We start from the raw sequence: 23,281 nt of genomic DNA, 5'->3' as shown, positions 1-23,281 counted from the left end.
CAAAAAAGCCCGAAGCACATGCAGCGCTCCGGGCATAAACAAACAAATTCAATCTCTTAGGAAGCAATTGCCTCCTAGAACATGTCCCATGCAAATCGGTAGGTCGCCCCCAAACCAACAGACCACATGTTGTCGCTTTGTGTGATCGGGCTGTTTGCAGCATCACCAATCAGGCGATCATATCCGCCCTGCAGGTGAAGGCCCACTTTGGGGTTCAGTGCATAACTGGCGCGAACAACTGCGCCAAAGCTCTTGAACCCACCTTCAGCCTGATAAGGACCAGACGGTGTTCCAGCTCCAACGCTAAAATATGTATCCATGTAAGAGCCATCAGCTGCATCAATGCGAGGACCAAACACAAAGGTCAGTTTGTCAGTCACTTCAGTGATGACATCAATACCTGCACGGCCAACAAAGCCGCGGTGCCCATTGAAGCCATGACGCACTTCAATAAACGCACGGAACCAATCCTTACTGAATCCACCGCCCAAACCAATTTCACCCGCCCATGGCACGCGTGTTGTCCCGGCAAGATCCGCAGAATCAGAAGGATTACGCTCACCCACAAACCCAAAAGACGGGTAGATAAACAGTCCTTGATCCTCACCTTCTTTGACTTGCCCAAAGCCTGGCAGATAAAAGCGACTGAAAGCGATCAAAGGCAATGGATAAATGATGTACTCATCCGAGCCATCATATTTTGGATTCACAAAACCAGCGACACCAATATCAACAACGTATCTCTTGCTGGCTTGCTCTTCAGTCAAATCATCTGGAGTAAAGCTGTCCTCAGCCAAAGCATGGCTGGAAACTGAAGCAAGCGCTAAGCCTGCAAGAAAACGAAATGCGGCGGTCATGGGTGCAGCCCTACATGAAAAATAATTACCACTTATGATATACGCTTTGCTCTCATTTGAAGACCTATGGTTTCACGGGTTTCCAAAGCACTGTTGCCAATTCGCATCAAATTTTGGTCACAGTCGCATATTTTTCATCGAAATTCACAGAACTCAAGCGAAGTAATTCATCTAAACTAGGTGAAACCAATGTGCTTTCACGACTACCTCAGCAAAACCGGTTCCCAGTAAGATGAAAATGAAACAACATCCTGCAAATATAGGAGGCTGAAAAAGCCTTCCCGTTCAGTTCCATCCGGACAAAGCACCCGCTAAAACTCTACAAACAAATCCAATTGCAGTTAACTCTCGGGTACGTGAACCGCTCAACGCCGCGTCATCCAAAGGTTTATTGAAAAATAATAGACTTGGTTTCAGAAGCTTGGGGCAGTATTGGTAGTTAAAACTCGGGCATAGAGAGTAATTTCTCTATCCCAAATTAAACAAAAACAACACCGCAGCCTTCTGAAAGGTTCCAGAAAATGTTCCTCAGCGTCTTCGATATCTTCAAAATCGGTATAGGTCCCTCATCCTCCCATACAATGGGCCCGATGACAGCCGCCGCACGTTTTCTGGATGAATTGAGGGATGGACGTCGCATATGGCCCGGCGCAGGTGCTCCAGTCAGAGTGCGCTGCTCTTTGCATGGCTCTCTGGCATGGACTGGCAAAGGCCATGCAACAGATAGAGCCGTTGTGCTTGGTCTCGCTGGCTGCACACCAGAAACACTGGACCCGGATGAAGCAGAAGAACTGGAGAAGAAAGTTCGCACCGAGAAGCAAATAAAGCTTCCGGGCTTACCAACTCTCAAATTTGATCCAGATACCGATGTTATCTTCGACTTTGAAAAGAACCTGCCCGGACATGCCAATGGCATGATCATTGAAACCTATGATGCAGAGAACCGCCTGCATATGCAGGAAACCTTCTATTCAATCGGCGGTGGCTTCATTCTGACAGCAGAAGAGCTGGAACGCGCTAAAACCGCGGCAGCCTCTGGTACGCAAGAACAAACAGACACCTCTGGAGCACCGTTCCCTTTTTCTTCCGCAAAAGAGATGCTGGAAATGGGCCGGAAGTCTGGAAAAACCATTGTCCAGATGAAGCGCGCCAACGAGCAAGTTGCCATGAGCGCAGAGGAGCTGGATAAAAAAATCTGGAAAATCTGGGGTGTCATGGACAGTTGCATGGAGCGCGGCCTCAACACAGAAGGCGAGCTACCCGGTGGCCTCACCGTCAAACGCCGTGCGGCTGCAATCAAACAGCAGTTGGAAGATGAGCGCGGCGACAACATGAAAATGCCGCACGTCGCCAATGACTGGCTCTCCGTGTACGCCATGGCCGTGAACGAGGAAAATGCAGCAGGCGGCAAGGTCGTCACGGCACCAACCAATGGTGCAGCAGGCGTTATTCCCGCCACCATCAAATATTACCGCGAGCATTGCCCGGGCAGTAATGACGAAGGCATCACAACCTTCCTGCTGACCGCAGCTGCCATCGGCGGCATCATCAAGCACAACGCTTCCATCTCTGGCGCGGAAGTCGGGTGTCAGGGCGAAGTTGGCTCAGCAGCAGCAATGGCCGCAGCAGGCTTCTGCGCAGCTCTTGGCGGCTCGAACGAGCAGATTGAAAACGCCGCTGAAATCGCACTGGAACATCATCTCGGAATGACGTGCGATCCAGTTGGAGGCCTCGTGCAGGTGCCATGTATTGAACGCAACGGCCTTGGTGCGATTAAAGCTGTTTCTGCAGCCTCATTGGCTTTGCGTGGTGACGGCTCTCATTACATGCCATTGGACAATTGCGTGGAAGCGATGCGTCAAACCGGTGCTGAAATGAGCGAGAAGTACAAAGAAACCAGTAAGGGCGGTCTGGCAGTCAACCTGCCAGAGTGCTGATTATGAATTGCTTTAGATGGTGGGCTTCTGTCCCACCATCATCTGACGCTTGGTTCCGTAGCCCTTGATCCGAGACACTTCAAAACCTGCTCCTTGCAGGTTTCTTCGCACCCAACCCGCAGCTGTATAGGTCCCAAATGTACCGCCTGCAGCAGTCTTACCGCTCACCGCGTACATCAGGTCTTTGCCCCACAACTCAGGATTCCGAGCCGGATTAAACCCATCAAGGTACCAGGCGTCGATCTGCGTTGAGAGAGCCCCCAGCATTTCGCGCGCATCGCCAATACCAAGCTTCAGCGTGACACCTCCAATGACGATCTCATTCCAACCGCTCTTGAGCTGCCAGGCATCCAGCAGTTTATCCTTCAGCTGGGTAAGCTCAGGCCATTGGGAAAGTGCCTTGGTAATATCAGCTGCCCCTATAGGGTAAAGCTCAAAGGAGACATAAGTCAGCTTGGGCCGCTCACGTACAGGAAGACTCAGAAAAAGCTGCACAGTCGTGAGAAAATTAAGCCCAGTCCCAAATCCCAGCTCTGCAATCGTAAAAGGTTTCCCGCTACTCCACCGGTCAGGGAGCTTATTACCCTGCAAAAACACGTAGCGCGTTTCGCCTAATCCGCCCGCTTTGGAATAATAAGTGTCCTCGAACTGCGGCGCAAAGGGCACATTCTCATCATCCCATTCCAATTTAGGGCGCTCTGTCATATGTCTAAGCCAAATCTCTAACGTAAAACGGTTTGAGGCAGGCCCTTTACGGCTTTTTACCCCAACCTGGGAATATAAAAAATGACAGCCTACGATATTGTTGTAGTTGGCGGAGGAATCTTCGGTCTGAGCGTAGCAAAAGCTGCTCATGACCTGGGCTTGAAAGTTGCCCTGCTGGAAAAAAATACCATTGCTTCCGGTGCCAGTGCAGGCTTGGTCGGCGCTCTCATGCCACATGTTCCGAGCCAATGGAATGAAAAAAAGCAATTCCAGCTCGAAGCATTGATTGAACTCTCCGTGATAGTTAACGCGCTGGAGGAAGCAACAGGCTTATCAGTTGGCTACAGCCGCACAGGTCGCCTCATCCCGCTTTATACCGAAGCAAAGCTGGAACATGCCCTTTCCCGCGTGGGTGAAAGCCTGTTCCGCTGGAGAAGCGATGAAACCGGCTTCACCTTTAACGTTCTCAAAGAGACACCTTTTAGCGACTGGCTAACGCCAGAAGCAGCTCCACTTGGCTTCATTTGGGATACACTGGCAGCCCGAGCTAATCCTCGCCTTGTCTCAGCTGGACTGCATACTTTCCTTAAAACCCGCGTGGACATCATGGAACACACAGAGTTCCTCGGCTTTGATGAGGCCTCTGGTCAGGTATCGCTTGGCAATGGCGAAACGATGAGTACAGACCGCCTCGTTCTTTCAGCCGGCTATGAGGGCTTTGAGGAAATAAACAAGATCGGCGGCAAAACCATTGGCATCGGCGTTAAAGGCCAGTCTGTTCTGCTGGAGTATACAACCGAAAAACCATTGCCAGTCATCTATGACGAAGGCATCTATGTTGTTGCCCACGCAAACGGCACTGTCGCTATTGGGTCAACCTCAGAGCAGGAGTGGACCACCAAGGAGCCCGTAGAAGCTGATATTCAGGCCATGCTAACTAAGGCCATCGCTTTCTGCCCGTCCCTCAAAGATGCTCCGGTTATTGGCAGTTGGGCTGGCATTCGTCCAAAATGCAAAAAACGCGACCCGCTGGTTGGCCTGCTTCCGGGAAAAAACAAAACCTGGGTGGCAACTGGCGGCTTCAAAATCTCCTATGCCATCTCCCACCGCATTGCAGCTTGCTTGATGCAGGAGATGTTCCCGGAGATGGAAAAACACGTTTATTTACCAGATAGCTTTAAGCCTGCATTCCATTTTGGCTAAGGGATTGACCCGTTTTCACGGCTTGATTCGAGAAATTAGCTCAAAATATAGAAAAATGAGGCACGCTGTCCCTTGCAGGTGCCTCAGTTCAAAGTTACATGAGGAACAACTCTGCTTCCTGAAACAACATCAACAGGAAGCAACCTTTAAATTTCATCTCCGCAAACTTGGAGTTAAATCGGTCCATGCGTTCTGTTCTTGATGTCGTTTTTATTATTCTGGATCTTTATCAGTGGGTCATCATTGGTAATGTGATCTTCTCTTGGCTTTATGCGTTCAACATTGTGAACACGAGCAATCAGTTCATCGCAACCATTGGTCAGACACTTCACAACCTCACTGAACCGCTCTTACGCCCGATCCGACGCTTCCTCCCAAGCATGGGTGGACTGGATCTGTCCCCAATCATTCTGTTGATTGGCTTGTTCTTCTTGAAAAGTGTTATTGCACGTTACATCTATCCCTACGTGTTCTAACTGAGTGGCGATTACAGAGCGCCCTTGGAAATTGCAGGCAGACGGTATTGTTATCACCGTCCGCCTCACCCCCAAATCCTCCAAGGACCAGATAGAAAAGATCGGCGAACAGTCAGACGGGCGCTCGCTGGTATTGGCACGGGTGCGCGCTGTGCCGGAAAAAGGCGCAGCAAACAAAGCCGTGGCCGTTTTATTTGCCAAAGCACTGACCGTTCCAAAATCATCTGCTGAAGTTATTGCCGGTTCCACCGCCCGCATCAAAACTCTGCGTGTTCTGGGTGAACCGCAGGAGTTGGCAGGCAGGCTAGAAGAACTGCTGCTCTCCTAACCCTAGATGCCACGAAGCCTTAAAGCGGAACTCTAGTCTTCGAGCTTACGCGCTTCTTCTTCCAACATAATCGGAATGCCATTGCGAATTGGGTAAGCCAGTTTCGCAGCGCGGGAAACCAGTTCCTGCGTTTCTGGATTGTACTCAAGCGTTGTTTTGCTCACCGGACAAACAAGCAGCTCCAAAAGCCGACGGTCCAGCTGTGGTGCATCAAAATCGCTCATAGAGTCCCCATTCATTTCTTTTTGTATCTAACGGCTTGAGCCTATTGCAGGCTGGAGCCCGGTGCACCGGTACCGCGAGCAAGCTCAATCTCAGCCAATGCAACCAGTGTATCTGCACGAATCTTCAGGCTCTCAGTTTCCAAAAGTACCTGTTTTTCTTTCGGTCCATACGGGCTCATCATGCACAGCGCATTGACCAAAATCTCGGTTGTCGCAGAATTGACGCTTTCCCAATCAGCTTCCAGCTCGTTCACACTCAGGTATTCTTTGAGAGTGGACAGAAGCTGCTCACGATCGACCTCATCTTCACCAACGCCCAACTTCAGGTCACTGGCAAAGCGGTTCGCATCAACATGCCCACGGCGGAACGGAGCACGTTCTTCCAACTCACCGCGCAACACAAACCGGGACACACCAGACAGTGTGATCAGGTAACGTCCATCACCGCTTTCCTGAAAGCCTGTAATACGCCCCATACCACCCACCGTGCAAAGCTTCGGGCGGCCTGCAAGCTCGTCCTCACCAGTTCCAAACTGCGGCTGTATCACGCCAATCATCCGATCAGTACGTAAAGCACTGTCGATCATGGCGGTATAGCGCGGTTCAAATACATTGAGAGGCATGTGGGAGCGCGGGAGCAGGATAGCCCCCGGCAACACAAACAACGGCACAACCTGCGGCAGATCATCAAGACCTGCGTAGGTTGCGTTTCCAATAGTCATCGAGGCCACTTAAGTGCTCTCCACTTTTATCTTTTGGCCTATATTACGAGAATAAAATTGAGGAGAGTTTACGACGACCATAAGCAGATCCCGCATCTTTAAAGCCCCAGGCCTCAAAGAACTGCAGAAGCTGCGTGCGGGCGCCATCCTCATTCCACTCACGATCGCGACGAATAAGCTCGATCAATTCATCAACAGCACCGGTTTTATCACCGTTACTATTGAGACCAAGCGCCAGATCAAAACGAGCCTGATGATCATCAGCATTCGCTTCTACACGTGCCCGCAGATCCCCAAGATCATCAAGATTCTCAGCCTGCTCAGCCAGCTCAAGTGCTGTTTTTGCAGCAATATAATGCTGGGAGGTCTGTTTATCTTCGGCCACCATGCCCAGCATCTGCTGTGCGTGTTCTTTCTCGCCAAGCGCCAGATAACACATGGCCAAACCACCCAGAGCCTGAACATTGCCAGCATCCAGAGACAACGCACCGCCGTAAAGCTGTGCAGCTTCAGGATAGCCCTCAGCATCACGCAGCTCGTCAGCCTTCTCCAGCATAACGTCAAGGTCGCTCGGGCCAATCTGAACGCCAATGCGCTCAAGGAACTTCTTAATCTCGCCCTCAGTCTGCGCACCCATGAACCCGTCTACAGGCTGACCGCCTTTAAACGCGAACACAGCAGGAATAGACTGAACACCCATCTGACCCGCAACTTCCGGGTACTCTTCAATGTTCATCTTAACCAGCTGAATAGTACCACCAGCTTCCTTGACAACTTTCTCAAGGGTTGGGGTCAACTGTTTACACGGACCACACCAAGGTGCCCAGAAATCCACGAGAATCACATGATCCCGGGAACCTTCAATCACATCCGTCATGAAGGTCTGAGTAGTGGTGTCTTTAATCAGCTCTGCTGCAGGAACTTTTGCTGCTGGAGCAGGAGTTGGCGCAGGCGCTGCTGGCTGAGGGGCGTTCGTCTGGTATCCACCACCGTAACCACCGCCCAGAGAGCCACCAAAGCTACCACCTACGGAATAACCGGATCCACTCATAATCTTGACCCTTTAACTGCTTGGGAGCTGCTTATTTCAGCGCTCCTCATATAAAATTCTCTAACTGCTGCCTAAAATGGTCTTAGTGGCGAACAATTACAATCGGCGAATTCTCAGTTTTTATAGATCTTCAGTGACTTTCTGCGCTTCTTCAGAAACAGCAAGCACTCTTGCTTCATGTCCGCAGCCCTTTGCAAAAGCCATCAGACCATCCGCAGAGATGGCTGTAGACGCGTCATTGAGCAACGGATGGAAGTTCAAAACATCCTGCTTCATCATCTTAGCATCAAAAACAACAGACACGCGCTGCGCCTCTTTATCATTGAGTATTGAAAATGGCGTCACAGACCCCGGCGTAACGCCCAGCACCTCTTCAAGCAAGTCTGCTTTGCCAAAGGAAACGCGGCCAGACGCACCAATGACAGGAGAAATCCTCTTCAGATCAATGGTCGCGTCATGCAGCGCCACAACAAGAAAGAGGTTGCCCTTCTTGTCCTTCAAAAAAAGGTTCTTGGTATGCCCACCGGGAATACGCTCGTGCAACCCAGCAGACTCAGCAACAGTAAAGACAGGCTCATGGTCTATGGTAGAGACCGGAATATTCAACTCGTCGAAAAACGACATGAGCTGTGAACGGCTAACTGGCATTAAATGGACCTCCCCCAAAGACTTGGTAGAAAAACCAAGTGCTTGATACACAAACGCCAAACCGTTTTAAGGCAGCCACAAAAAAAGACAAGCAGATCAAGCCGCTTTAATGAGCCGTCATGGCTAAGGCTAGTCTCTCGATTTTTTGAGCTCCCTCACGCCGCTCATCGGTTTACTCATCAAAGTCAGAACGTCTTCCATCAAATATGCGCCGCCAAACTTTCTGCAAAACATGTCTCACAACATTTATTTTCCCGATCCTATTGAGATATATGAGTTTGCTGCGCTTTAATTTCAAAAACTTCAGCAGAATTATCTCAGATCCAATCCGCTAAATGCGCTCATCTACAATTATATCCACAGCGCCGAAATCTCTTCGAATATAGGCATAACATATTGTTTTTAATAGTATTTTTTCAACATAAGAGTTTCATTAGAACCCACAAGTTGCTGGATATCCCACAATCATTTTCAAATTCCTTGTTGCATTCACCCCGAGCTTTTGCCATATAGCTCCCACCTCACCGACGGGGCCGCCACAAACGGTCCTAGCGAAACAGATGCGGGCGTAGCTCAGGGGTAGAGCATAACCTTGCCAAGGTTAGGGTCGAGAGTTCGAATCTCTTCGCCCGCTCCAGTTTCTCTAAGAAGCTGAGTTTTCGTGATGTGGGATTTTTTTGGATATGCGGGCGTAGCTCAGGGGTAGAGCATAACCTTGCCAAGGTTAGGGTCGAGAGTTCGAATCTCTTCGCCCGCTCCAAAAAATCAAAAAGAACCGCCTTCGGGCGGTTTTTTTGTGTCTAAATTCCCAAAGCAGAGATTTATTCGTCTTCAAGCCAAGGTGGGAAGGGTGTGTTATCCGCAGACATGATGTTTAAAAACCGATTTGTAAAATATCTAGTCCGGCCAATCACTGGCATAAATTTTTGACGAAGCAGCATCATTGCACTGTTGTTAGAAGCCAGAAAACGCGTCCCTGAATCAACGGCCTTCAGCACATCTTCCGCAACAGGTCGACGATCCAGCATATAACGATGCGTCTCACCAATAGAAACCTGCCAGGCCAGCCAGGCCCCATCCTCAATACCTAAATTCATGCCTCTCCCCCCAAAGGGAGAATGAACATGCGCCGCATCGCCCACCAGAAAGACCCGACCCTTCTGGAAGAGATTCACCAATCGATGCGAAATGCGGAATGACGATTTCCAATAGACTTTTGTGACCTTCAACAGAGGCGGCAAATGTTCTAGCGGCAGCAAATGATCCGCAACGAGCCGCGCCCGGGTGCTGGAAAAAGGGATAACTGCAAACAGATTGGGCGACCGATCAAAAAGAGTTGGTCCATCCATAGAAAAGGCCGGCTCCAGTTCAATATCCGCCAGTCCCCAATCCTGCACATACGTACTGCCAGTAAAGGTCAAGCCCATCTGTGCCCGCACAACGGAATACACACCATCCGCACCAATCACCATGGCAGGATCAAAGACCTCCTCACGACCCACAGCAGTTTGAAGCGTCGCTATCGGCATATCCCCTTCTTGGGTCAGCTTAACAAGCTCACATTCTCGCTCAACCCGTACCCCTTGCTCTGCCAGATGCCGCTCCATTACAGATTCAGTCTCATATTGCGGCAAGGAGAGGATGAATTTGTAAGGCCCATCCATTTTTGTTAGGTCAATCTCCAACAACTCATCCGATGGCCCACGAAAATGGACGTGCTTCATCCGCCAGCCTTTTTGCAAAAGCTTATCAGTCACGCCTGACGGTTTCAGGATTTGGAGTGTTCTGGGATTGATGGCAAGCGCACGGGATTGGGCAGGAGGACGTGAATTCTTATCGATTATGCGCGGCGTAAACCCGCGCCGCTTCAGCTCAATGGCAGCAGCTAACCCGCTTGGTCCTGCTCCGACGATCAGAATGCGTCCTCTTTTCATTACCTTCCTGCCGTTCACAGATCTGCTAAACTCAACTTATGCAAAAGAGGCTGTAGGAGCGTTGAACCAGCCCCACGAACTTTAATCACTCTTGCAGGGTCTTGTTCGCCCTGCTTGACCTTGAACGCGATTTGTCGTTTAGCTTCGCCTTCCAGCCCACTCACGAAGGTATCTCATGCCCACGCCCTGCCCTTGCCAATCAGGAAAAGACTTTGAAGCCTGCTGCCAGCCATTTTTGGAGGGCAAAGCTCTGCCGGAAACAGCAGAACAGCTCATGCGCTCCCGCTACAGCGCCTATGCAACAAAGACCATCGGATACCTGAAGGAAACCCTGTGGCCGCGCTACCAGAAATCATTTAGCCCCATTGAGATCGCCGAGTATGCAGAGCAAACCCAATGGCTTGGACTGGAAATTCTGGCAACGCAAAAAGGTCAGGCAGGCGATGCAAAAGGCAGCGTGCTCTTCTGCGCCAAATACCTTGCCCACGGTAAGTTCGGCGAACAACGCGAGCTCAGCCTGTTCAAAAAACGCGGTGGCCGCTGGTATTATGTTGAACCGCTAGAAGAAGGCGCGCGCCTCTAGAGCTCCTCCTCAAAAAGCCTGTCTGTTTTTAGGTGGGTCTAAGTCCGCTTTGCCACACTGCCATTGCATAGGGGCTACGGAGTCGGTAGGAAGCACCATGCTCAGTTCCAACGACCAAAGGACGAACCTTGTCTGAACAAATAGAAGCCGCCGCCAGAAAACTGGCCGATCTTTTTGAAACGTCTGGACCGCTCTTTACGACGGCAAGCGGCTCTCCAAAGGCATTTGCCAATGGGTTGGAAGACGCACAAAACCGCATCGAAGAGCGCTTCAACGCACTCTCTGAGCTGGCTGTGCTGATCAATCACGAAAGCGAGAAAAGCGACGAGGTGCAAGGCGCTGCGATTGACCTGTTCCAGTGTTCCGGCTTTTTCTATCTCGCACTGATGCAGTATTCAGAAAACCTGCCCAACTCACTGCTGATGGCTGGCTATGACATTTCGGTTGGCCGCATGCCTCCAGTGGTGTCCAAGGCACTCAAGGGCGTGTCCTTTGCCATGAAAGCTGCAATTGCTGCGGACGTGCTGTTCATGTGCCCACATCTTGCCAACCTGACAAGCCAGGATGAGTTTGAAGGCCGCGCACTGGTATTGCTGGACAAAGCCCTAGCCCAGGCCATTGCGCGCACAGACCACGCGATTTCCTCGCTGAAGGCAAATGAGAAACTCGACGGCTACGAGATGACAGAGGAAGACAATGCTCTGCACGCGCATTGCCAAACCTGCACAGACCTGCTTTCCAAGCTCGCCAAACACTCCGCCAACACACAGGAACTGACTTTGCGTGTCGCAGAGTTCAAATAACTCCTAAGCAGGAAATAAGTTCCTAGGAAACCAAACAACAGGGGGCCCCCAGCCTCCTGTAGCCCCGTTTTCTGATAAGGACACTGTGACATGCAGCAGTGCGCCCTCCCGAAAAGACGGAGGTTCCATCAGCGCCACCAAGGGTTGAAGCAACTTCAGTATTTGCGTTTCGCGCAATATGTAGTATCGTTACTACATTCATTGGAGAGGGTGCTATGCCAGTTACAACGCTATCAAGCCGAGAATTTAACCAGGACATCGGAAAAGCGAAACGCGCCAGCAGCAAAGGACCGGTTATCATTACTGACCGGGGTAAGCCTTCTCAAGTTCTGTTGTCTTTTGAAGAGTACAAACGCCTGACCAGTCAACGGCGCAGTATTGCGAAGGCGCTTGCAATGCCGAGTGCAGCAGACATCAAGTTTGACCTACAAAAATCCAGCATAACGAGTAAGCCGGTAGACCTAATTTGATGTTACTACTTGATACAAATGTTGTCTCAGAGCTTCGCAAGGTTCAAGCAGGGAAACTTTGCAACATGGTGTGAGACTGTCGATGCTGACGACCTTTACATCTCTGCCATCACAGTTATGGAATTGGAGATGGGAATCTTGAGATTGGAACGTAAAGATAAAACGCAAGGGACGATCTTGCGCTTGTGGTTCGATCAATTGGTCCTTCCCGAATTTTCAAATAGAGTATTGGCAGTGGATACTCAGGTTGCACAGCGGTGTGCTCAACTCCATGTACCGGACCCAAAGAGTGAGAGGGACGCATTGATAGCTGCAACAGCATTAGTACATGGAATGCCCCTTGTAACGCGGAACACCGCAGATTTTAGAAATACGAGTGTTTCACTTAAAAACCCATGGCTTCTCACAGAAACCACAACATAGGGCACACTGTGGATGCTGGAGAGGTTTGAACCAGTTTGGTCTAGTGCCTTTTGCTGTAGCTTTAATAGGTGCTTGGTAACTACCTAACCAGTCCATACCAGCAGTCAGAGTTGCTGGCGTCCAACTACAACTTTCAGCCCGAAGCGGGCCTATTAACCTCACAACAAACGGTCCCATAGGTAGCCAAAGCTATGCATCGGTTTACTATGCACAGTTGTCGACCGCTCTCACTTCGAAAAATTTTTAAGGGGAGCCGATTCCAAATTCTTCCCGCAGCTCTACAACCACCCCTTCACACCAAGTGACCATCATCCAATGGGCTTGGAACAAGCTCATCTAGATCGACCACGATGCCAACATGCTTATTGCCCTTGCTGTCGGTTGGATATCGAAATCTATCAGACCAAGGATCAACCGACTGAGCATCTTTAAACAGGACGGACACCTTCCTAGTGATTTCGTCGTCCATATTTAGGCCTTTGTCAGTGGCCGTTTCCTTGAGCTCCTCGAATAGAACCAGGAGGTTGTGGCCGGGATTGCGTTTGAATTCACCTTTTATCTCGAGAATTGAAGACTTGCCCGTGAGTTCAATGCTTTGCCGCCATAGACTGAGCAACGGTCGTATCAAGAAATCCGATTGATCGGCCTTCACGACGTCCCACATCTTTTCAAATCCGATTTGAAAGCTGTACGAGACTAGATCCCACGAACCAGAAGTTAAGTCGGTGTGCGAGTCACGCAAGAAGCCCTCTAGATAAAGATATTCTTCCATAATTTGATCAGAAAGTGCTTTTCTCTTTTGTGCCGACATAACTGCCCCAGTGAAAACGTCCTCAAAATCTCAAGCCTGTGTCTCAATTACAAACTGACTTTGCAAGAGAAGCTACGCTCCAGTTACAGACATGTTTGCTTCCAGACCTTTGAAAATTGAGGCACAGACGAGGTGGTTAAAAGAGGAAGCCCCTGTAGGTGCTTCGTTGATTTTATATAGCTCGCATCCTGCGCATAGCCTTCACTGGGTCACAGAGCAACAAACGGTCATGAAAACTGGGCCATTTTCCGCCGTTCGCTGCACGCAACTCAAGCTTGAACCAAAGCTGCGGAATTTGCGATACATCGCAGAACGCCTCTCCAAAAGAACGCTTGCCAACAACACCTCCTGTTTGCAACAACGCCTCATAAAACCCAATGGTTCGGGTAGAGGGTATTGAAATTGGCACAAATAATTTTTCTTCATGGAGCATCAAGTTGCGGTAAATCTACGATTGCCAGAGGTTTGCAAGCAGAAATTGAGAAGCCGTTTTGGAACATTTCGATTGACCACCTGCGTGACGCTGGCGTTCTTCCTATGGATCGTTTCCGCAAAGGGGACTTCGTTTGGGCGGATGCACGCGCTGCCTTTTTTGAGGGGTTCCACACATCACTCGCAGCCTATGCTAATGCTGGAAATAATCTAATATTAGAGCACATCTTGGACACAGAAGGCTGGTTGGAAGCATTGCAACGCCTTTTCGCCCCACATGACGTGTTTTTCGTCGCCGTGCATTGCCCACTTCCATTGTTGATCCAACGTGAAAGTGCCCGAGGAGATCGGCCAAAGGGTAGCGCTAAACAGGATTTCGAGACGGTTCATGTAGGCAGACGCTATGATATCGACCTAAACTCGGAAGATGATGTAGATGCTAATGTCCAAATTCTTTTAGCTGCTTGGCGCGAAAAGCAACGTTCATCGGATTTCAGTTTGTAGAAAGGGCATTTTGCACTCCGACTCACCAGCACCTATGCAGCGTTAGGTAATTGCTCCTTGCATTTGCTTGCCTTTTCTCAAAGTTCTCGCCATATACTCAAACGCCGTAAACGACCATGTTAATGGCAGGGTACTCTAGCGCATCCCTTTCAGCTCTTTTGCCGGCAAGGTCGTTACAAAACTCATGCTCAGAGAAATCCACTCTCTGAGCGCGGCTCCATCACACACATCGCCGGGCACAAACACCAGCCCGCCCATACGCCGGCCACCAAGTTCAACAATCTCGGCACCATCCCGAGTTAGAGCTTCAGCTTCATTGGCTTTGCCAACCCGAAACATGAAGCGAGCCTCACTGCTTTTAATGCGGTGCGCTCCAGCCAACATGTTGCCATCCAGAAAAAAGCACAGACCACCCATCATCCGCTTTTCTGAAATGCCCATTATGCCTTCCAATCCCACACGCAGCTGATCGCTGAGCTCCTCATCATAAGCCATGATCTGTTCCTCTTTGCTCCAAACACCTTGCAGGCTCTCCCAAAAAACGATCCAAGCTTTTAGCAACCACAAGAAGAAGTATAAGCCCCTTTACCATTGACGGAGACAAACTGGATTAATGAAAATTCCGACCACCCGGCAACACCTGACGCGCCTTTTGCGCAAGGTCGGCAAAGTCCTTCGCCACCTCGGGTACCTCCTGCACCAGTTTCGCCAACCCACGACCCGGCTGGATCTTGGCAGCTAGCTCAATAACAGGTCGGCGCACCTCATCAGCATGAGCAAGGGCCGCACCTGCAAATTTCGCCACCGAAAGCTGACCAAGCAAATCCGTCATATCTTCCAGATGCTCCGCAATCACGTGAATAACGCCCTCCGCGTTTTGCAAACGCCCCGTCACTTTGATGAACCGCGTCCCCAAAACCAAAGCGCGATATTTTTCGAAACATTTGGGCCAGACAATCACATTCGCAATGCCGCCTTCATCTTCCACCGTCATGAAGATGACACCCTTAGCAGAACCGGGTCTTTGCCGCACAAGAACGAGCCCAGCCACCGAAATCTTTCGTCCAGAACCGAAACCTTGCAAATCCGCGCACATAACAACGCGAGCGCGTGCAAGCGTGTTCCGCACAAACGAGACTGGGTGCCCCTTCAAGGACAACGTAAGACTCTGATAATCAGCCATAATATGCTCTCCGGGAAGCATCGGAGGCAGGTTCACATCCGGTTCAGGACGCAGTTCATGAAGGTCCGCACGGTCAAATAATGGCAGTCTTTCAGCCGCTCCGCCCGCTTCCAGCCCTTGCGCAGCCCACAATGCACCCCGCCGATCCAACCCAAGAGAGCGAAACGCATCCGCTTCTGCAAGCTTGGCAATAACCGATCGCGACAAACCGGTGCGCAGCCAGAGATCCCGCACAGAATCATAGCCCCGCCCACGTGCAGCTACCAGTTTTTCGATATCGGCTTGCGCTAAGCCCTTGATACTACGAAGACCTAATCGTACTGCATGCTCTGACTTAATGGTCCCTTGCATCTCTTTATGACACGGATGAAGCCGCCGCCATGCATCTCCATCCGGCTCCAGCGTGGCATCCCAGCGTGAAAGGTTAATATCCACCTCGCGCACATCCACGCCATGTTCCCGTGCATCTCGTACCAACTGTGCAGGGGCATAAAATCCCATCGGTTGGGAATTAAGCATCGCAGCACAAAACACATCAGGGTATCGCGCCTTCAGCCAACAGGAGGCATAAACCAGCAAGGCAAAACTGGCTGCGTGGCTTTCGGGAAAGCCGTATTCCCCAAAGCCCTCAATCTGCTTAAAGCACCGTTCTGCAAAGTCTTTTTCGTATCCACGCGCCACCATGCCGTTGACCATCTTATCCTGAAACGTCTGGATGGTTCCCACACGGCGGAACGTCGCCATTGCCCGCCGCAAACGGTCCGCCTCACCGGGAGTAAAATCTGCCGCCACGATAGCAATCTTCATCGCCTGCTCTTGAAACAGCGGCACCCCAAGGGTTTTACCCAGCACATCCCGCAGCTCTTCCTTCGGATAATGCACCGCTTCCTTCTTCTGCCGCCGCCGCAAATACGGATGCACCATATCGCCCTGAATAGGCCCAGGCCGCACAATCGCAACCTCAATCACCAGATCATAAAACTCACGCGGCCTCAAACGCGGCAACATGCTCATCTGCGCCCTGCTCTCAATCTGGAACACACCCAGCGTATCCGCTCGGCAGATCATGTCATAGACATCGCCATCCTCAGGAGGAATACTCCCAATCGTTAGATCTTGGTCATAGTTATCTCTTAATAAATCTAATGCCTTACGAATAGCTGTAAGCATTCCAAGGGCGAGGACATCAATCTTCAAAAGTCCCAGTGCCTCAAGGTCATCCTTGTCCCATTCAATGGTTGTCCGGCCTTCCATAGCCGCATTCATCACCGGAACAACCTCGTCCAACCGCCCTTGCGTGATGACAAAACCACCTACATGCTGAGACAAATGCCGAGGAAACCCGATCAATTCCCTCGCATATTTAAGCACTTGAGAAACAACAACTTCTTCCGGATCCAGTCCCGCTTCACGAATCTGATCCTCATTCCCACCGCGAGACGAACGGCCCCAAACCGTACCTGACAATGCACCCGCCGCATCCTCCGAAAGGCCAAAAACTTTCGCCACTTCCCGCAAGGCCGAACGAGATCGATACGTGATAACGGTTGCAGCTAACCCCGCCCGCTCTCTCCCGTACTTCTGGTAGATATACTGAATGACCTCTTCACGCCGTTCATGCTCAAAATCCACATCAATATCAGGGGGTTCCTTACGCTCGACGGAAATAAACCGTTCAAACAACAGGCCCGCCCGCTTAGGATCAACCTCTGTAATTCCGATACAAAAACAAACCACCGAGTTGGCCGCAGACCCGCGCCCCTGACACAAAATGCCTTTAGAGCGCGCAAACCGAACAATGTCATAGACCGTCAAAAAATACGGTGCATATTTTAACTCTTCAATCAGACTCAACTCATAACAAATTGATTTGTTTACGCTTTCCGGAACCCCAGCAGGATACCTCTTATGAGCCCCCTCCTCCGCCAACCGCGCCAACTCCTCTTGAGGAGACAGGCCAGAAGCAATTTCCTCTTTCGGGTAATCATATTTCAATTCAGATAACTTGAAATCAATCTCATCCAGAATCCGCAGGGACTCTGACAAAGCCTCAGGACAATCTTGAAACAAATGCGCCATCTCCTCATAGGTTTTGAGGTAACGCTCTGCATTTGCTTCCAGTTTTCGGCCCGCACTCTCCAACGTTTCATGAAGTCGAATGCAGCTCATGATGTCATGTAAGGGGCGCCGCGCCGGTTCGTGATAAAGCACATCATTCACCGCCAGAACTCGTAAACCGCAAAAATCCGCCAATTCCATCATCTGCAGCAAAAACCGGCGGTCATTAGCTCCATAGGTCAGGGCTACAGCCAATCGGACTTGCGCACCGAAAACAGACTTCAGCGCCTCCAGAGTTTCCTTGAGTTTTGAAAGGCTTGTTTCATTCGCGAGCCTATTCACAACCGGAGCGATAATAAATCCAGCCCCTTGCTCCAGCAAATCCTCAAGCCGCAGATGGCACTCCCCTTTAGGCGCACGGCGATTGCCTATGGTCAGCAGTTGAGTCAACCGTCCATAAGCTTTGCGATCAACCGGCCAGCATAAAATCTCTGACGAACCATCAATGAAGCAAAGGCGCGCACCAGTCACCATGCGCAGCTTAGCTGTTTCAGCCGTCACATGCGCCCGCACCACACCGGCAAGTGAATTACGGTCACATACACCAAGCCCTTTCAAGCCTATGTTTTTAGAGGTAAAAACCAGCTCTTCCGGTTGCGAAGCGCCTCTCAAAAATGAGAAATTGGTTGCGCAGCACAGCTCCGCATACCCGGAGCCGCGCATTAAAGGCGATCTCATGATGACTCCATTTAAACAACAGGCTCAGGCATATAGCCCTTGAAGGAACCAGCGAGGTGTTTTGCTTTGTTCGCCATACATACCCTCCCGATATAACCAGAACCGCCGACCTTCCTGATCTTCAACACGGTAGTAATCACGCGTTCCAGCATCATTTTGCCACCACGGTGGCGCGATCCTCTGCGGCCCTTCACTGCCTGAGATCTCATAGGAAGCTTTACGCCAACGAAACCGCAAAGGCCGCCCGTCCGGCACCATCGCCACAGTTTCAATCTGCTCACCATGAGGTAGCAATCGCAATGGGTGCTCCAACAGCGCCTCATTGTCTCTCTCATCCTCCACCCCGGTCCAGTAAAGCGCAGTTTCTCGCACAGTGGCCGCAGGCACCAACAAACTCTGCGCTTCCGGCAGGTGCTCATTTTGAGGTAAAAACCGACTGACCTGAGCAAGTCCCAATCGCGCGCCCAACCGGTCCACAAGCTCCGCCAGATCATCTTCATGACAACTACCACCTCCAAGATCCAACTGCGCAGCCGTGCAATCTTGAGTTTTAAGCGCACCTAAGCGAATGAGATCATAGCCAAATCCAGCATCCAGCTCATCACCAACTGTCTTCAGTTTTTCCCTGAACAACCGAAGAACCAAAGCAGGAGAGCGCACCGGGCCGCTTGTCCCAACTGCAAGGCGGCTCACCACCCCATCAACTCGGAACAGCACCAGCTCAAAAGCACGCCCATCTTCCTGACGTCGCTCCAAAGCCTTTTGCAGGTTCTCAGCAAGAGATTGAATAACAGCAAGCACATCATCTTCACGAGCAATCGGCTCAAAAAACCGCCGCTCAACCACCAGAGCAGGCGTATAAAGCCGCGGAGAGATCGGTTCTCCTTCCATGCCCAACGCCTGGTCCAGCCGCTGAACAAGCGCTTCACCAAAGCGATTTGCCAAGGGAGCCCGAGGCCGGTCCAGCAGATCACCAATCACCTTCAGACCAACGCGCGATAGAGAAGCAACCACTTTTTCTTCAACCCTCAGCAAGCTTATGCTTAGATTTTCAAGGGTCTCGCGCTGCTCTTTAGGGGCAACCACTCCGCCATCACTGCGCGCAACGGCCCACGCAGCACCAACACTATCTGCAACCGCGCCGGATGCTGTAAAACCTTGCAATTTCAAACGAGAGAGGCAGTCCTCTAGCAAAGCATCCTCGCCGCCGAAAAGATGGGCACAGCCGGAAACATCCAACAGCAGGGTATCCTCACCAGACGTCGCAACGAGTGGCGTATAGCGATCACACCAATCCGCCAACGCAGCGAGTAAGGCTTCATCTGCCTCAGGAATCCCCTCTTCCGCCTTCACCTCTGGCACGCGAGCACGCGCGTCACTCAAGGCATCCCCAAAAGAGAGCCCCACCTCAACAGCCGCTTTATTCACACAACTCAAACGATAAGCATTCCGGATTTTACTATAAACAACAAGCGGCTTAGCCGTGTGGTCGCAAAGCCACGACCCGCCCAGATCCCGCCGGCAAATCCGGTCGGTTGCCAGTTCGGCGAACCACAGGCACAGAATGCGCTGGCGCTTCGTTGAAACTACGGTTTGCATGGTTCCACTCCAAGTCACAGAAGCCAGGACGGCCATCTCTGTTTTTCTCCAAAGTCACCCGCCAACTTGGATTACCGACAAATGCACGGGAAGGCATGAACCTCCGCGCTCGAGTTGCCCCTGAAAAACGCGACTGTTGCGGCGCAATATGCCAGCGGCTTAAAGCAGCACTTGGGTCGGCTTCAGCCCCATGACGCACAAGAAACACCGGAACACCTGATTGTCCTGCTCGCAGCGCCAGTCTACGCGTCACCGTCAAATCAAAGTTTTTGAACGACCCGGCGACTTCACCAACAACAGCACAGAGTGTTGAACATTGTGCGCCCTCTTCCATCGCCCATAAAACCTCCTCCGTTTTTTGGGGTCGGACAAACACAATCTGGGCAGGGTCCATCCCAAACTGCACAAGACCTGGGGCGTGAGGTATACCTATTTCTCTTTGCACAGCCGGATCGGTTACCCACAATATGGCACCTTTGCGCTGCGTTCCCAGCACACACAAAACCGCACAGATAAAGCCAGATAAGGCCCCTGAAAGCCGCATCTCCTCCGCATAGAACTCATGCAGAGACGAGCAATAAAGCCCTTTTCTTTCAAAGAGATCGTCCAGTTTTGGCACTCCAAACAAGAAACGCTGAGGGCCTGTAGCACTATGAAAAACACCGGTATTCCGCTCCGCTCCAAGAGGAGCCGGTCCCTGTACTGTTTGGGCGGATACAGGGATCGGCGCAAGCTGCACCGTCGAAGGGAGGCAACCCTCGAGTACCGCTAGGCGTTGGCGCAACTCTGCAATTTGCGGTGTTTTCGCGTTCATTTATCTCTCGTTTTGTTCCTGATATGTTCTCTTATTAATTCCGCTAAAAAGCTCAAGAGTCAAGCCGCAAAAACCCATGAAAATATAACTACTAAATTTTGGGATAACCGCCTAAAATAAATAAGTTACTATTCTTAAATCACAGACACTCACCAATTAGACAAAACACATAAGACGTTCTGAAAATATTAATTTTAATACTAGTAATAATTAACCTGAAGTAATTGAGGCAGACCCCGTGCACGAGTTCCTGAACAAATGGGCAGCAGTACTTTTGCCCCAGAGTACCCACAAAAAGGTACTCCCGATTCTGGACAAGGTGCTCAGTGCTATCCTCAGCAAAGGCGAAGCCGGAGGGGCGCAGCGCTCAGCTCTGATTGTATTTACAATGCGCATTCTCAGTGCCGCTCTCGCTTACATCATGCAGGTTATTCTGGCGCGGTGGATGGGAGCATCAGAATACGGTGTCTTCATTGTTGTCTGGACACTGGTCATCATCCTCAGCGTCTTTTCAGGACTCGGTTTTTCAGTCTCCCTATTGCGCTTTATTCCCGAGTACATCGAAAAGAAACAGTATGGTCTGTTAAACGGCCTGCTTTTCAGCGTTCGTTTTCTCGTTCTAATCAGCTCAACAACAATCGCGGCATTCGGCGTCAGTATTGCATGGCTTTTTTCCGACTTCATATCAAACATCTATATTCTGCCGATCTACCTGATTGCCATTTGCCTGCCCATGCACACCTACACAGGCATGCTGGAAGGCATAGCCAGAGCAAACGATTGGCAGCTTAAAGCCATGGCGCCAGATTTCATCGGTCGCCCACTGCTCGTGCTTGTCTTCATGTTGATCGCATTGCTGCTAGGTTTTCCACCAACAGCTGTCACAGCATGCATCGTCACCATTGCAGCCGTTTGGACTGTCACCTTCTTCCAAGTCATTATGACGGAAGTTTCCCTGCATAAAGTGCGCCACCCTGCCCCGCGTAAGCTGGAAATAAAATCCTGGCTGCTGGTCTCCATTCCCATGCTGGCAGTCGACGGGTTCTTTCAGCTCATCACCAGTTCCGACGTTATTCTCATCGGCCTTTGGCTTCCACCTGATCAGGTCGGCATCTATTTCGCAGCGTCCCGCACGCTTGCACTGATGCACTTCGTCTATTACGCAGTGCGCGCAGCCAGCGCCCCTCGCATGGCCCGCCTCTACCATGCGGGCGATATGGATGGCCTGAGAGATTTCGTTGGCAGTGCGGCTAAAATGACCTTCTGGCCAACCTTATTCATGGGGGTGTTTGTTATGGTGGTTGGGCCTTTCCTTCTCGCATTGTTTGGAGAAGGCTTCACTGAAGGAACACCCATCCTTTACATCCTCGTCATGGGTGTTTTAGCCCGCGCAGCAGTTGGCCCGGTGGATGCATTGCTCACGCTCTCAGGGCACCAGAATTCCTGCGCCAAAATCTACGCCAGCGTATTTGTCGTCAATCTACTGCTCAACACAGCGCTGATCCCGACATTCGGCCTTTATGGCGCGGCTTTGGCAACAACACTGGCTATCTTTTTCGAAGCATTTATTCTTTATCGCAGCGCCTATAAACATCTTGGCCTGCACACATTTATTTTACCTAAGAAGAGACGAGAAATCGCAGGAAATGAAGCAGGATAGCACCACAATCAAGCTGTTTACGCCCGGCAAAGACGAAACTGGAGACCATTTATGGCAGCAGCTATCTCAGCAAGCGCTTGAGCCCAACCCCTTCTTTTCCCGCAGCTTCGTAACCGCCTTCAACACCCACAAAGCAGGCGGCTCCCTGCGCGTTCTTCTGGCTCTGGATCCATCCAGCACCAAAGCCCTCGCCGCCTTACCTATCATGATGGTTCGCCGCGGCCTGCTCTTCAAACTACCAAGTGCACTGGCAGGAGACTACGGTCCACTTGGCACGTTGTTGGTGTCAGAGGACGCAAATCCGACCACGCTCAACACTTTGCTGGAAGCTGCTTGTAACCTGAGCTTTGCCAAAACACTGCTGTTACCTTTCCACGGAACAGACGGCCCAGTGTATCAACGCCTACAAAACGCCTTAACAACTCATAGCTGGATACAGCAGATTGCATCCACAGAAGACCGTGCGTTCCAACAGGCAGGCACAGAGGGACAAGCAGAGTTTGACACTTTAAAAAAACGCTCCTCGTGGAAAGGCGCTTTTAAGAACCAACGCAGGTTGGAAAAACAAGGCGCCTTCACCTTTTCGATGCTGGAAGATCCCGCGGATATCGCAAAAGGACTGGAAGCATTTTTGCAATTGGAAGCGGCAGGCTGGAAAGGCAAACAGAGCTCGGCACTTCTTTCCAGAGAGCCGGATGCAGCCTTCACCCGGGAATTGGTTCTAAAACAGGGACAAGCGGGCAACATTCGCATTGGTCAGCTAAAGCTGGATAGTAAACTCATCGCAACCAATGTGCTTCTCCGTGAACAAGGTCGCATCTTTGGCTGGAAAACAACATTTGACGAAAGCCTCGCTAAGTTTTCTCCCGGCCAGCTTTTGATCTACTACACCACCCAAGAGCTACTTGAAGATCCTGAATTCACAGGCGCAGATTCGCTTTCAACACCAGACAACCAGATGGCAAATAGAACCTGGACGTCGCGGTTCCCATATACCACCCTGCTCATCGGTAAAGGGCCAATGGCACGCCTCGCAATATGGGAAGCAGAAACCGTCTCTCACGCGAAGCTGGGTTTGAAGAGCAAAGTCAAAAAGCTATTGGGCCGCAAATAACCTA

25 protein-coding genes and 2 tRNA genes are annotated in these 23,281 nt (G+C 50.9%); 13 read left to right on the top strand and 14 right to left on the bottom strand.

The annotated features are described in order from the left end of the window. Nucleotides 1–74: 74 nt before the first annotated feature. On the bottom strand, nt 75–857 hold the full coding sequence (locus BLS62_RS20310) for a MipA/OmpV family protein (RefSeq protein WP_093184863.1): 783 nt from the start codon (nt 855–857) through the stop codon (nt 75–77). A 521-nt stretch (nt 858–1,378) separates the two neighbouring features. Between BLS62_RS20310 and BLS62_RS20305 the strand changes: the two genes are divergently transcribed. Further along, nucleotides 1,379–2,794 carry an L-serine ammonia-lyase gene (locus BLS62_RS20305; protein WP_093184859.1) on the top strand — a complete coding sequence of 472 codons (1,416 nt, stop codon included), beginning with the start codon at nt 1,379–1,381 and terminating at the stop codon, nt 2,792–2,794. Nucleotides 2,795–2,806: 12 nt separating this feature from the next. Here BLS62_RS20305 and mnmD read toward each other — a convergent pair whose 3' ends face one another. Next, nucleotides 2,807–3,499, bottom strand: coding sequence for a tRNA (5-methylaminomethyl-2-thiouridine)(34)-methyltransferase MnmC2 (gene mnmD / locus BLS62_RS20300; RefSeq protein WP_093184856.1), 693 nt, complete (start codon nt 3,497–3,499; stop codon nt 2,807–2,809). An 81-nt stretch (nt 3,500–3,580) separates the two neighbouring features. On the opposite strand from mnmD, the gene BLS62_RS20295 reads away from it, so the two are divergent. The 3 genes from BLS62_RS20295 to BLS62_RS20285 all read left to right on the top strand — a co-directional run bounded on the left by BLS62_RS20295 (nt 3,581) and on the right by BLS62_RS20285 (nt 5,506). Continuing rightward, nucleotides 3,581–4,702: an NAD(P)/FAD-dependent oxidoreductase gene (locus BLS62_RS20295; protein WP_093184852.1), complete on the top strand. Its 1,122-nt coding sequence runs from the start codon at nt 3,581–3,583 to the stop codon at nt 4,700–4,702. Between the two features lie 185 nt (nt 4,703–4,887). Continuing rightward, entirely contained in the window at nt 4,888–5,178 is a 291-nt protein-coding gene (locus BLS62_RS20290) for a YggT family protein (protein ID WP_093184847.1), read from the top strand. A 4-nt stretch (nt 5,179–5,182) separates the two neighbouring features. Continuing rightward, nucleotides 5,183–5,506 carry a DUF167 family protein gene (locus BLS62_RS20285; RefSeq protein ID WP_200798549.1) on the top strand — a complete coding sequence of 108 codons (324 nt, stop codon included), beginning with the start codon at nt 5,183–5,185 and terminating at the stop codon, nt 5,504–5,506. A 32-nt stretch (nt 5,507–5,538) separates the two neighbouring features. Here BLS62_RS20285 and BLS62_RS20280 read toward each other — a convergent pair whose 3' ends face one another. The 4 genes from BLS62_RS20280 to BLS62_RS20265 all read right to left on the bottom strand — a co-directional run bounded on the left by BLS62_RS20280 (nt 5,539) and on the right by BLS62_RS20265 (nt 8,151). Then, on the bottom strand, nt 5,539–5,730 hold the full coding sequence (locus tag BLS62_RS20280; protein ID WP_093184836.1) for a Trm112 family protein: 192 nt from the start codon (nt 5,728–5,730) through the stop codon (nt 5,539–5,541). 41 nt (nt 5,731–5,771) lie between these two features. After that, nucleotides 5,772–6,452 (bottom strand): LON peptidase substrate-binding domain-containing protein, encoded by a 681-nt coding sequence (locus BLS62_RS20275; protein ID WP_093184831.1) that lies wholly within the window; start codon nt 6,450–6,452, stop codon nt 5,772–5,774. 43 nt (nt 6,453–6,495) lie between these two features. Next, nucleotides 6,496–7,503, bottom strand: coding sequence for a thioredoxin (trxA, locus tag BLS62_RS20270; RefSeq protein WP_093184827.1), 1,008 nt, complete (start codon nt 7,501–7,503; stop codon nt 6,496–6,498). A 120-nt stretch (nt 7,504–7,623) separates the two neighbouring features. Continuing rightward, complete coding sequence (locus BLS62_RS20265; RefSeq protein ID WP_093184822.1) at nt 7,624–8,151, bottom strand: prolyl-tRNA synthetase associated domain-containing protein; 528 nt, start codon at nt 8,149–8,151, stop codon at nt 7,624–7,626. A gap of 562 nt (nt 8,152–8,713) precedes the next feature. Here BLS62_RS20265 and BLS62_RS20260 point away from each other — a divergent pair. Both BLS62_RS20260 and BLS62_RS20255 read left to right on the top strand, forming a co-directional pair. Further along, nucleotides 8,714–8,788 (top strand) — tRNA-Gly (locus BLS62_RS20260). A gap of 48 nt (nt 8,789–8,836) precedes the next feature. Next, nucleotides 8,837–8,911, top strand: a tRNA-Gly gene (locus BLS62_RS20255). A 61-nt stretch (nt 8,912–8,972) separates the two neighbouring features. On the opposite strand, the gene BLS62_RS20250 is transcribed toward BLS62_RS20255, so the two are convergent. Beyond that, a complete protein-coding gene (locus tag BLS62_RS20250; RefSeq protein WP_093184818.1) occupies nt 8,973–10,085 on the bottom strand; it encodes an FAD-dependent oxidoreductase in 1,113 nt (370 codons plus the stop codon). A 14-nt stretch (nt 10,086–10,099) separates the two neighbouring features. Continuing rightward, on the bottom strand, nt 10,100–10,249 hold the full coding sequence (locus BLS62_RS31085) for a hypothetical protein (RefSeq protein ID WP_159436556.1): 150 nt from the start codon (nt 10,247–10,249) through the stop codon (nt 10,100–10,102). A gap of 11 nt (nt 10,250–10,260) precedes the next feature. On the opposite strand from BLS62_RS31085, the gene BLS62_RS20245 reads away from it, so the two are divergent. From BLS62_RS20245 to BLS62_RS20230, 4 genes are all read left to right on the top strand, one after another. Further along, nucleotides 10,261–10,668, top strand: a complete 408-nt coding sequence (locus tag BLS62_RS20245) for a YchJ family protein (RefSeq protein ID WP_093184813.1) — start codon at nt 10,261–10,263, stop codon at nt 10,666–10,668. Nucleotides 10,669–10,796: 128 nt separating this feature from the next. Next, nucleotides 10,797–11,471 carry a hypothetical protein gene (locus tag BLS62_RS20240; RefSeq protein ID WP_093184809.1) on the top strand — a complete coding sequence of 225 codons (675 nt, stop codon included), beginning with the start codon at nt 10,797–10,799 and terminating at the stop codon, nt 11,469–11,471. Between the two features lie 215 nt (nt 11,472–11,686). Then, nucleotides 11,687–11,941, top strand: coding sequence for a type II toxin-antitoxin system Phd/YefM family antitoxin (locus BLS62_RS20235; RefSeq protein WP_093184802.1), 255 nt, complete (start codon nt 11,687–11,689; stop codon nt 11,939–11,941). An 18-nt stretch (nt 11,942–11,959) separates the two neighbouring features. After that, complete coding sequence (locus BLS62_RS20230; RefSeq protein ID WP_200798548.1) at nt 11,960–12,364, top strand: type II toxin-antitoxin system VapC family toxin; 405 nt, start codon at nt 11,960–11,962, stop codon at nt 12,362–12,364. Between the two features lie 292 nt (nt 12,365–12,656). On the opposite strand, the gene BLS62_RS20225 is transcribed toward BLS62_RS20230, so the two are convergent. Together BLS62_RS20225 and BLS62_RS20220 are read right to left on the bottom strand one after the other, a co-directional pair. Beyond that, nucleotides 12,657–13,175: a HEPN domain-containing protein gene (locus tag BLS62_RS20225; protein ID WP_093184796.1), complete on the bottom strand. Its 519-nt coding sequence runs from the start codon at nt 13,173–13,175 to the stop codon at nt 12,657–12,659. Between the two features lie 172 nt (nt 13,176–13,347). Beyond that, complete coding sequence (locus BLS62_RS20220) at nt 13,348–13,584, bottom strand: hypothetical protein (RefSeq protein WP_093184792.1); 237 nt, start codon at nt 13,582–13,584, stop codon at nt 13,348–13,350. On the opposite strand from BLS62_RS20220, the gene BLS62_RS20215 reads away from it, so the two are divergent. Further along, nucleotides 13,578–14,111, top strand: coding sequence for a chloramphenicol phosphotransferase CPT family protein (locus BLS62_RS20215; protein ID WP_093184787.1), 534 nt, complete (start codon nt 13,578–13,580; stop codon nt 14,109–14,111). The genes BLS62_RS20220 and BLS62_RS20215 overlap by 7 nt on opposite strands. Before the next feature lie 135 nt (nt 14,112–14,246). Here the strand turns inward: BLS62_RS20215 and BLS62_RS20210 are convergent, their stop codons facing one another. From BLS62_RS20210 to BLS62_RS32270, 4 genes are all read right to left on the bottom strand, one after another. Continuing rightward, complete coding sequence (locus BLS62_RS20210; RefSeq protein ID WP_093189295.1) at nt 14,247–14,606, bottom strand: TfoX/Sxy family protein; 360 nt, start codon at nt 14,604–14,606, stop codon at nt 14,247–14,249. Between the two features lie 115 nt (nt 14,607–14,721). After that, nucleotides 14,722–18,075 (bottom strand): error-prone DNA polymerase, encoded by a 3,354-nt coding sequence (locus BLS62_RS20205; RefSeq protein WP_093184783.1) that lies wholly within the window; start codon nt 18,073–18,075, stop codon nt 14,722–14,724. Nucleotides 18,076–18,114: 39 nt separating this feature from the next. Continuing rightward, the gene (locus BLS62_RS20200) at nt 18,115–19,518 is read right to left on the bottom strand and encodes a DNA polymerase Y family protein (RefSeq protein WP_244283655.1); all 1,404 of its coding nucleotides are present in this window, start codon (nt 19,516–19,518) and stop codon (nt 18,115–18,117) included. A gap of 49 nt (nt 19,519–19,567) precedes the next feature. Then, complete coding sequence (locus BLS62_RS32270; protein WP_244283602.1) at nt 19,568–20,503, bottom strand: ImuA family protein; 936 nt, start codon at nt 20,501–20,503, stop codon at nt 19,568–19,570. Nucleotides 20,504–20,777: 274 nt separating this feature from the next. On the opposite strand from BLS62_RS32270, the gene BLS62_RS20190 reads away from it, so the two are divergent. Continuing rightward, a complete protein-coding gene (locus BLS62_RS20190; RefSeq protein WP_208990985.1) occupies nt 20,778–22,163 on the top strand; it encodes a lipopolysaccharide biosynthesis protein in 1,386 nt (461 codons plus the stop codon). After that, nucleotides 22,150–23,277, top strand: a complete 1,128-nt coding sequence (locus BLS62_RS20185) for a GNAT family N-acetyltransferase (RefSeq protein ID WP_093184775.1) — start codon at nt 22,150–22,152, stop codon at nt 23,275–23,277. The genes BLS62_RS20190 and BLS62_RS20185 overlap by 14 nt, the downstream gene beginning before the upstream one ends. The last annotated feature ends 4 nt before the right edge of the window (nt 23,278–23,281 follow it).

Source organism: Pseudovibrio sp. Tun.PSC04-5.I4 (genome assembly GCF_900104145.1).
GTDB lineage: Bacteria > Pseudomonadota > Alphaproteobacteria > Rhizobiales > Stappiaceae > Pseudovibrio.
The sequence above is the reverse complement of the archived record's forward strand: the minus strand, read 5'-3'. Positions and strand labels throughout refer to the sequence as shown.

Excerpts from the sequence above, each read along its gene's own strand:
- BLS62_RS20310 (WP_093184863.1), bottom strand. The coding sequence starts at position 857 with ATGACCGCCGCATTTCGTTTTCTTGCAGGCTTAGCGCTTGCTTCAGTT.
- BLS62_RS20305 (WP_093184859.1), top strand. The coding sequence starts at position 1,379 with ATGTTCCTCAGCGTCTTCGATATCTTCAAAATCGGTATAGGTCCCTCA.
- mnmD (WP_093184856.1), bottom strand. The coding sequence starts at position 3,499 with ATGACAGAGCGCCCTAAATTGGAATGGGATGATGAGAATGTGCCCTTT.
- BLS62_RS20295 (WP_093184852.1), top strand. The coding sequence starts at position 3,581 with ATGACAGCCTACGATATTGTTGTAGTTGGCGGAGGAATCTTCGGTCTG.
- BLS62_RS20290 (WP_093184847.1), top strand. The coding sequence starts at position 4,888 with ATGCGTTCTGTTCTTGATGTCGTTTTTATTATTCTGGATCTTTATCAG.
- BLS62_RS20280 (WP_093184836.1), bottom strand. The coding sequence starts at position 5,730 with ATGAGCGATTTTGATGCACCACAGCTGGACCGTCGGCTTTTGGAGCTG.
- BLS62_RS20275 (WP_093184831.1), bottom strand. The coding sequence starts at position 6,452 with ATGACTATTGGAAACGCAACCTACGCAGGTCTTGATGATCTGCCGCAG.
- trxA (WP_093184827.1), bottom strand. The coding sequence starts at position 7,503 with ATGAGTGGATCCGGTTATTCCGTAGGTGGTAGCTTTGGTGGCTCTCTG.
- BLS62_RS20265 (WP_093184822.1), bottom strand. The coding sequence starts at position 8,151 with ATGCCAGTTAGCCGTTCACAGCTCATGTCGTTTTTCGACGAGTTGAAT.
- BLS62_RS20250 (WP_093184818.1), bottom strand. The coding sequence starts at position 10,085 with ATGAAAAGAGGACGCATTCTGATCGTCGGAGCAGGACCAAGCGGGTTA.
- BLS62_RS20245 (WP_093184813.1), top strand. The coding sequence starts at position 10,261 with ATGCCCACGCCCTGCCCTTGCCAATCAGGAAAAGACTTTGAAGCCTGC.
- BLS62_RS20235 (WP_093184802.1), top strand. The coding sequence starts at position 11,687 with ATGCCAGTTACAACGCTATCAAGCCGAGAATTTAACCAGGACATCGGA.
- BLS62_RS20230 (WP_200798548.1), top strand. The coding sequence starts at position 11,960 with ATGTTGTCTCAGAGCTTCGCAAGGTTCAAGCAGGGAAACTTTGCAACA.
- BLS62_RS20225 (WP_093184796.1), bottom strand. The coding sequence starts at position 13,175 with ATGTCGGCACAAAAGAGAAAAGCACTTTCTGATCAAATTATGGAAGAA.
- BLS62_RS20210 (WP_093189295.1), bottom strand. The coding sequence starts at position 14,606 with ATGGCTTATGATGAGGAGCTCAGCGATCAGCTGCGTGTGGGATTGGAA.
- BLS62_RS20205 (WP_093184783.1), bottom strand. The coding sequence starts at position 18,075 with ATGCGCGGCTCCGGGTATGCGGAGCTGTGCTGCGCAACCAATTTCTCA.
- BLS62_RS32270 (WP_244283602.1), bottom strand. The coding sequence starts at position 20,503 with ATGAACGCGAAAACACCGCAAATTGCAGAGTTGCGCCAACGCCTAGCG.
- BLS62_RS20185 (WP_093184775.1), top strand. The coding sequence starts at position 22,150 with ATGAAGCAGGATAGCACCACAATCAAGCTGTTTACGCCCGGCAAAGAC.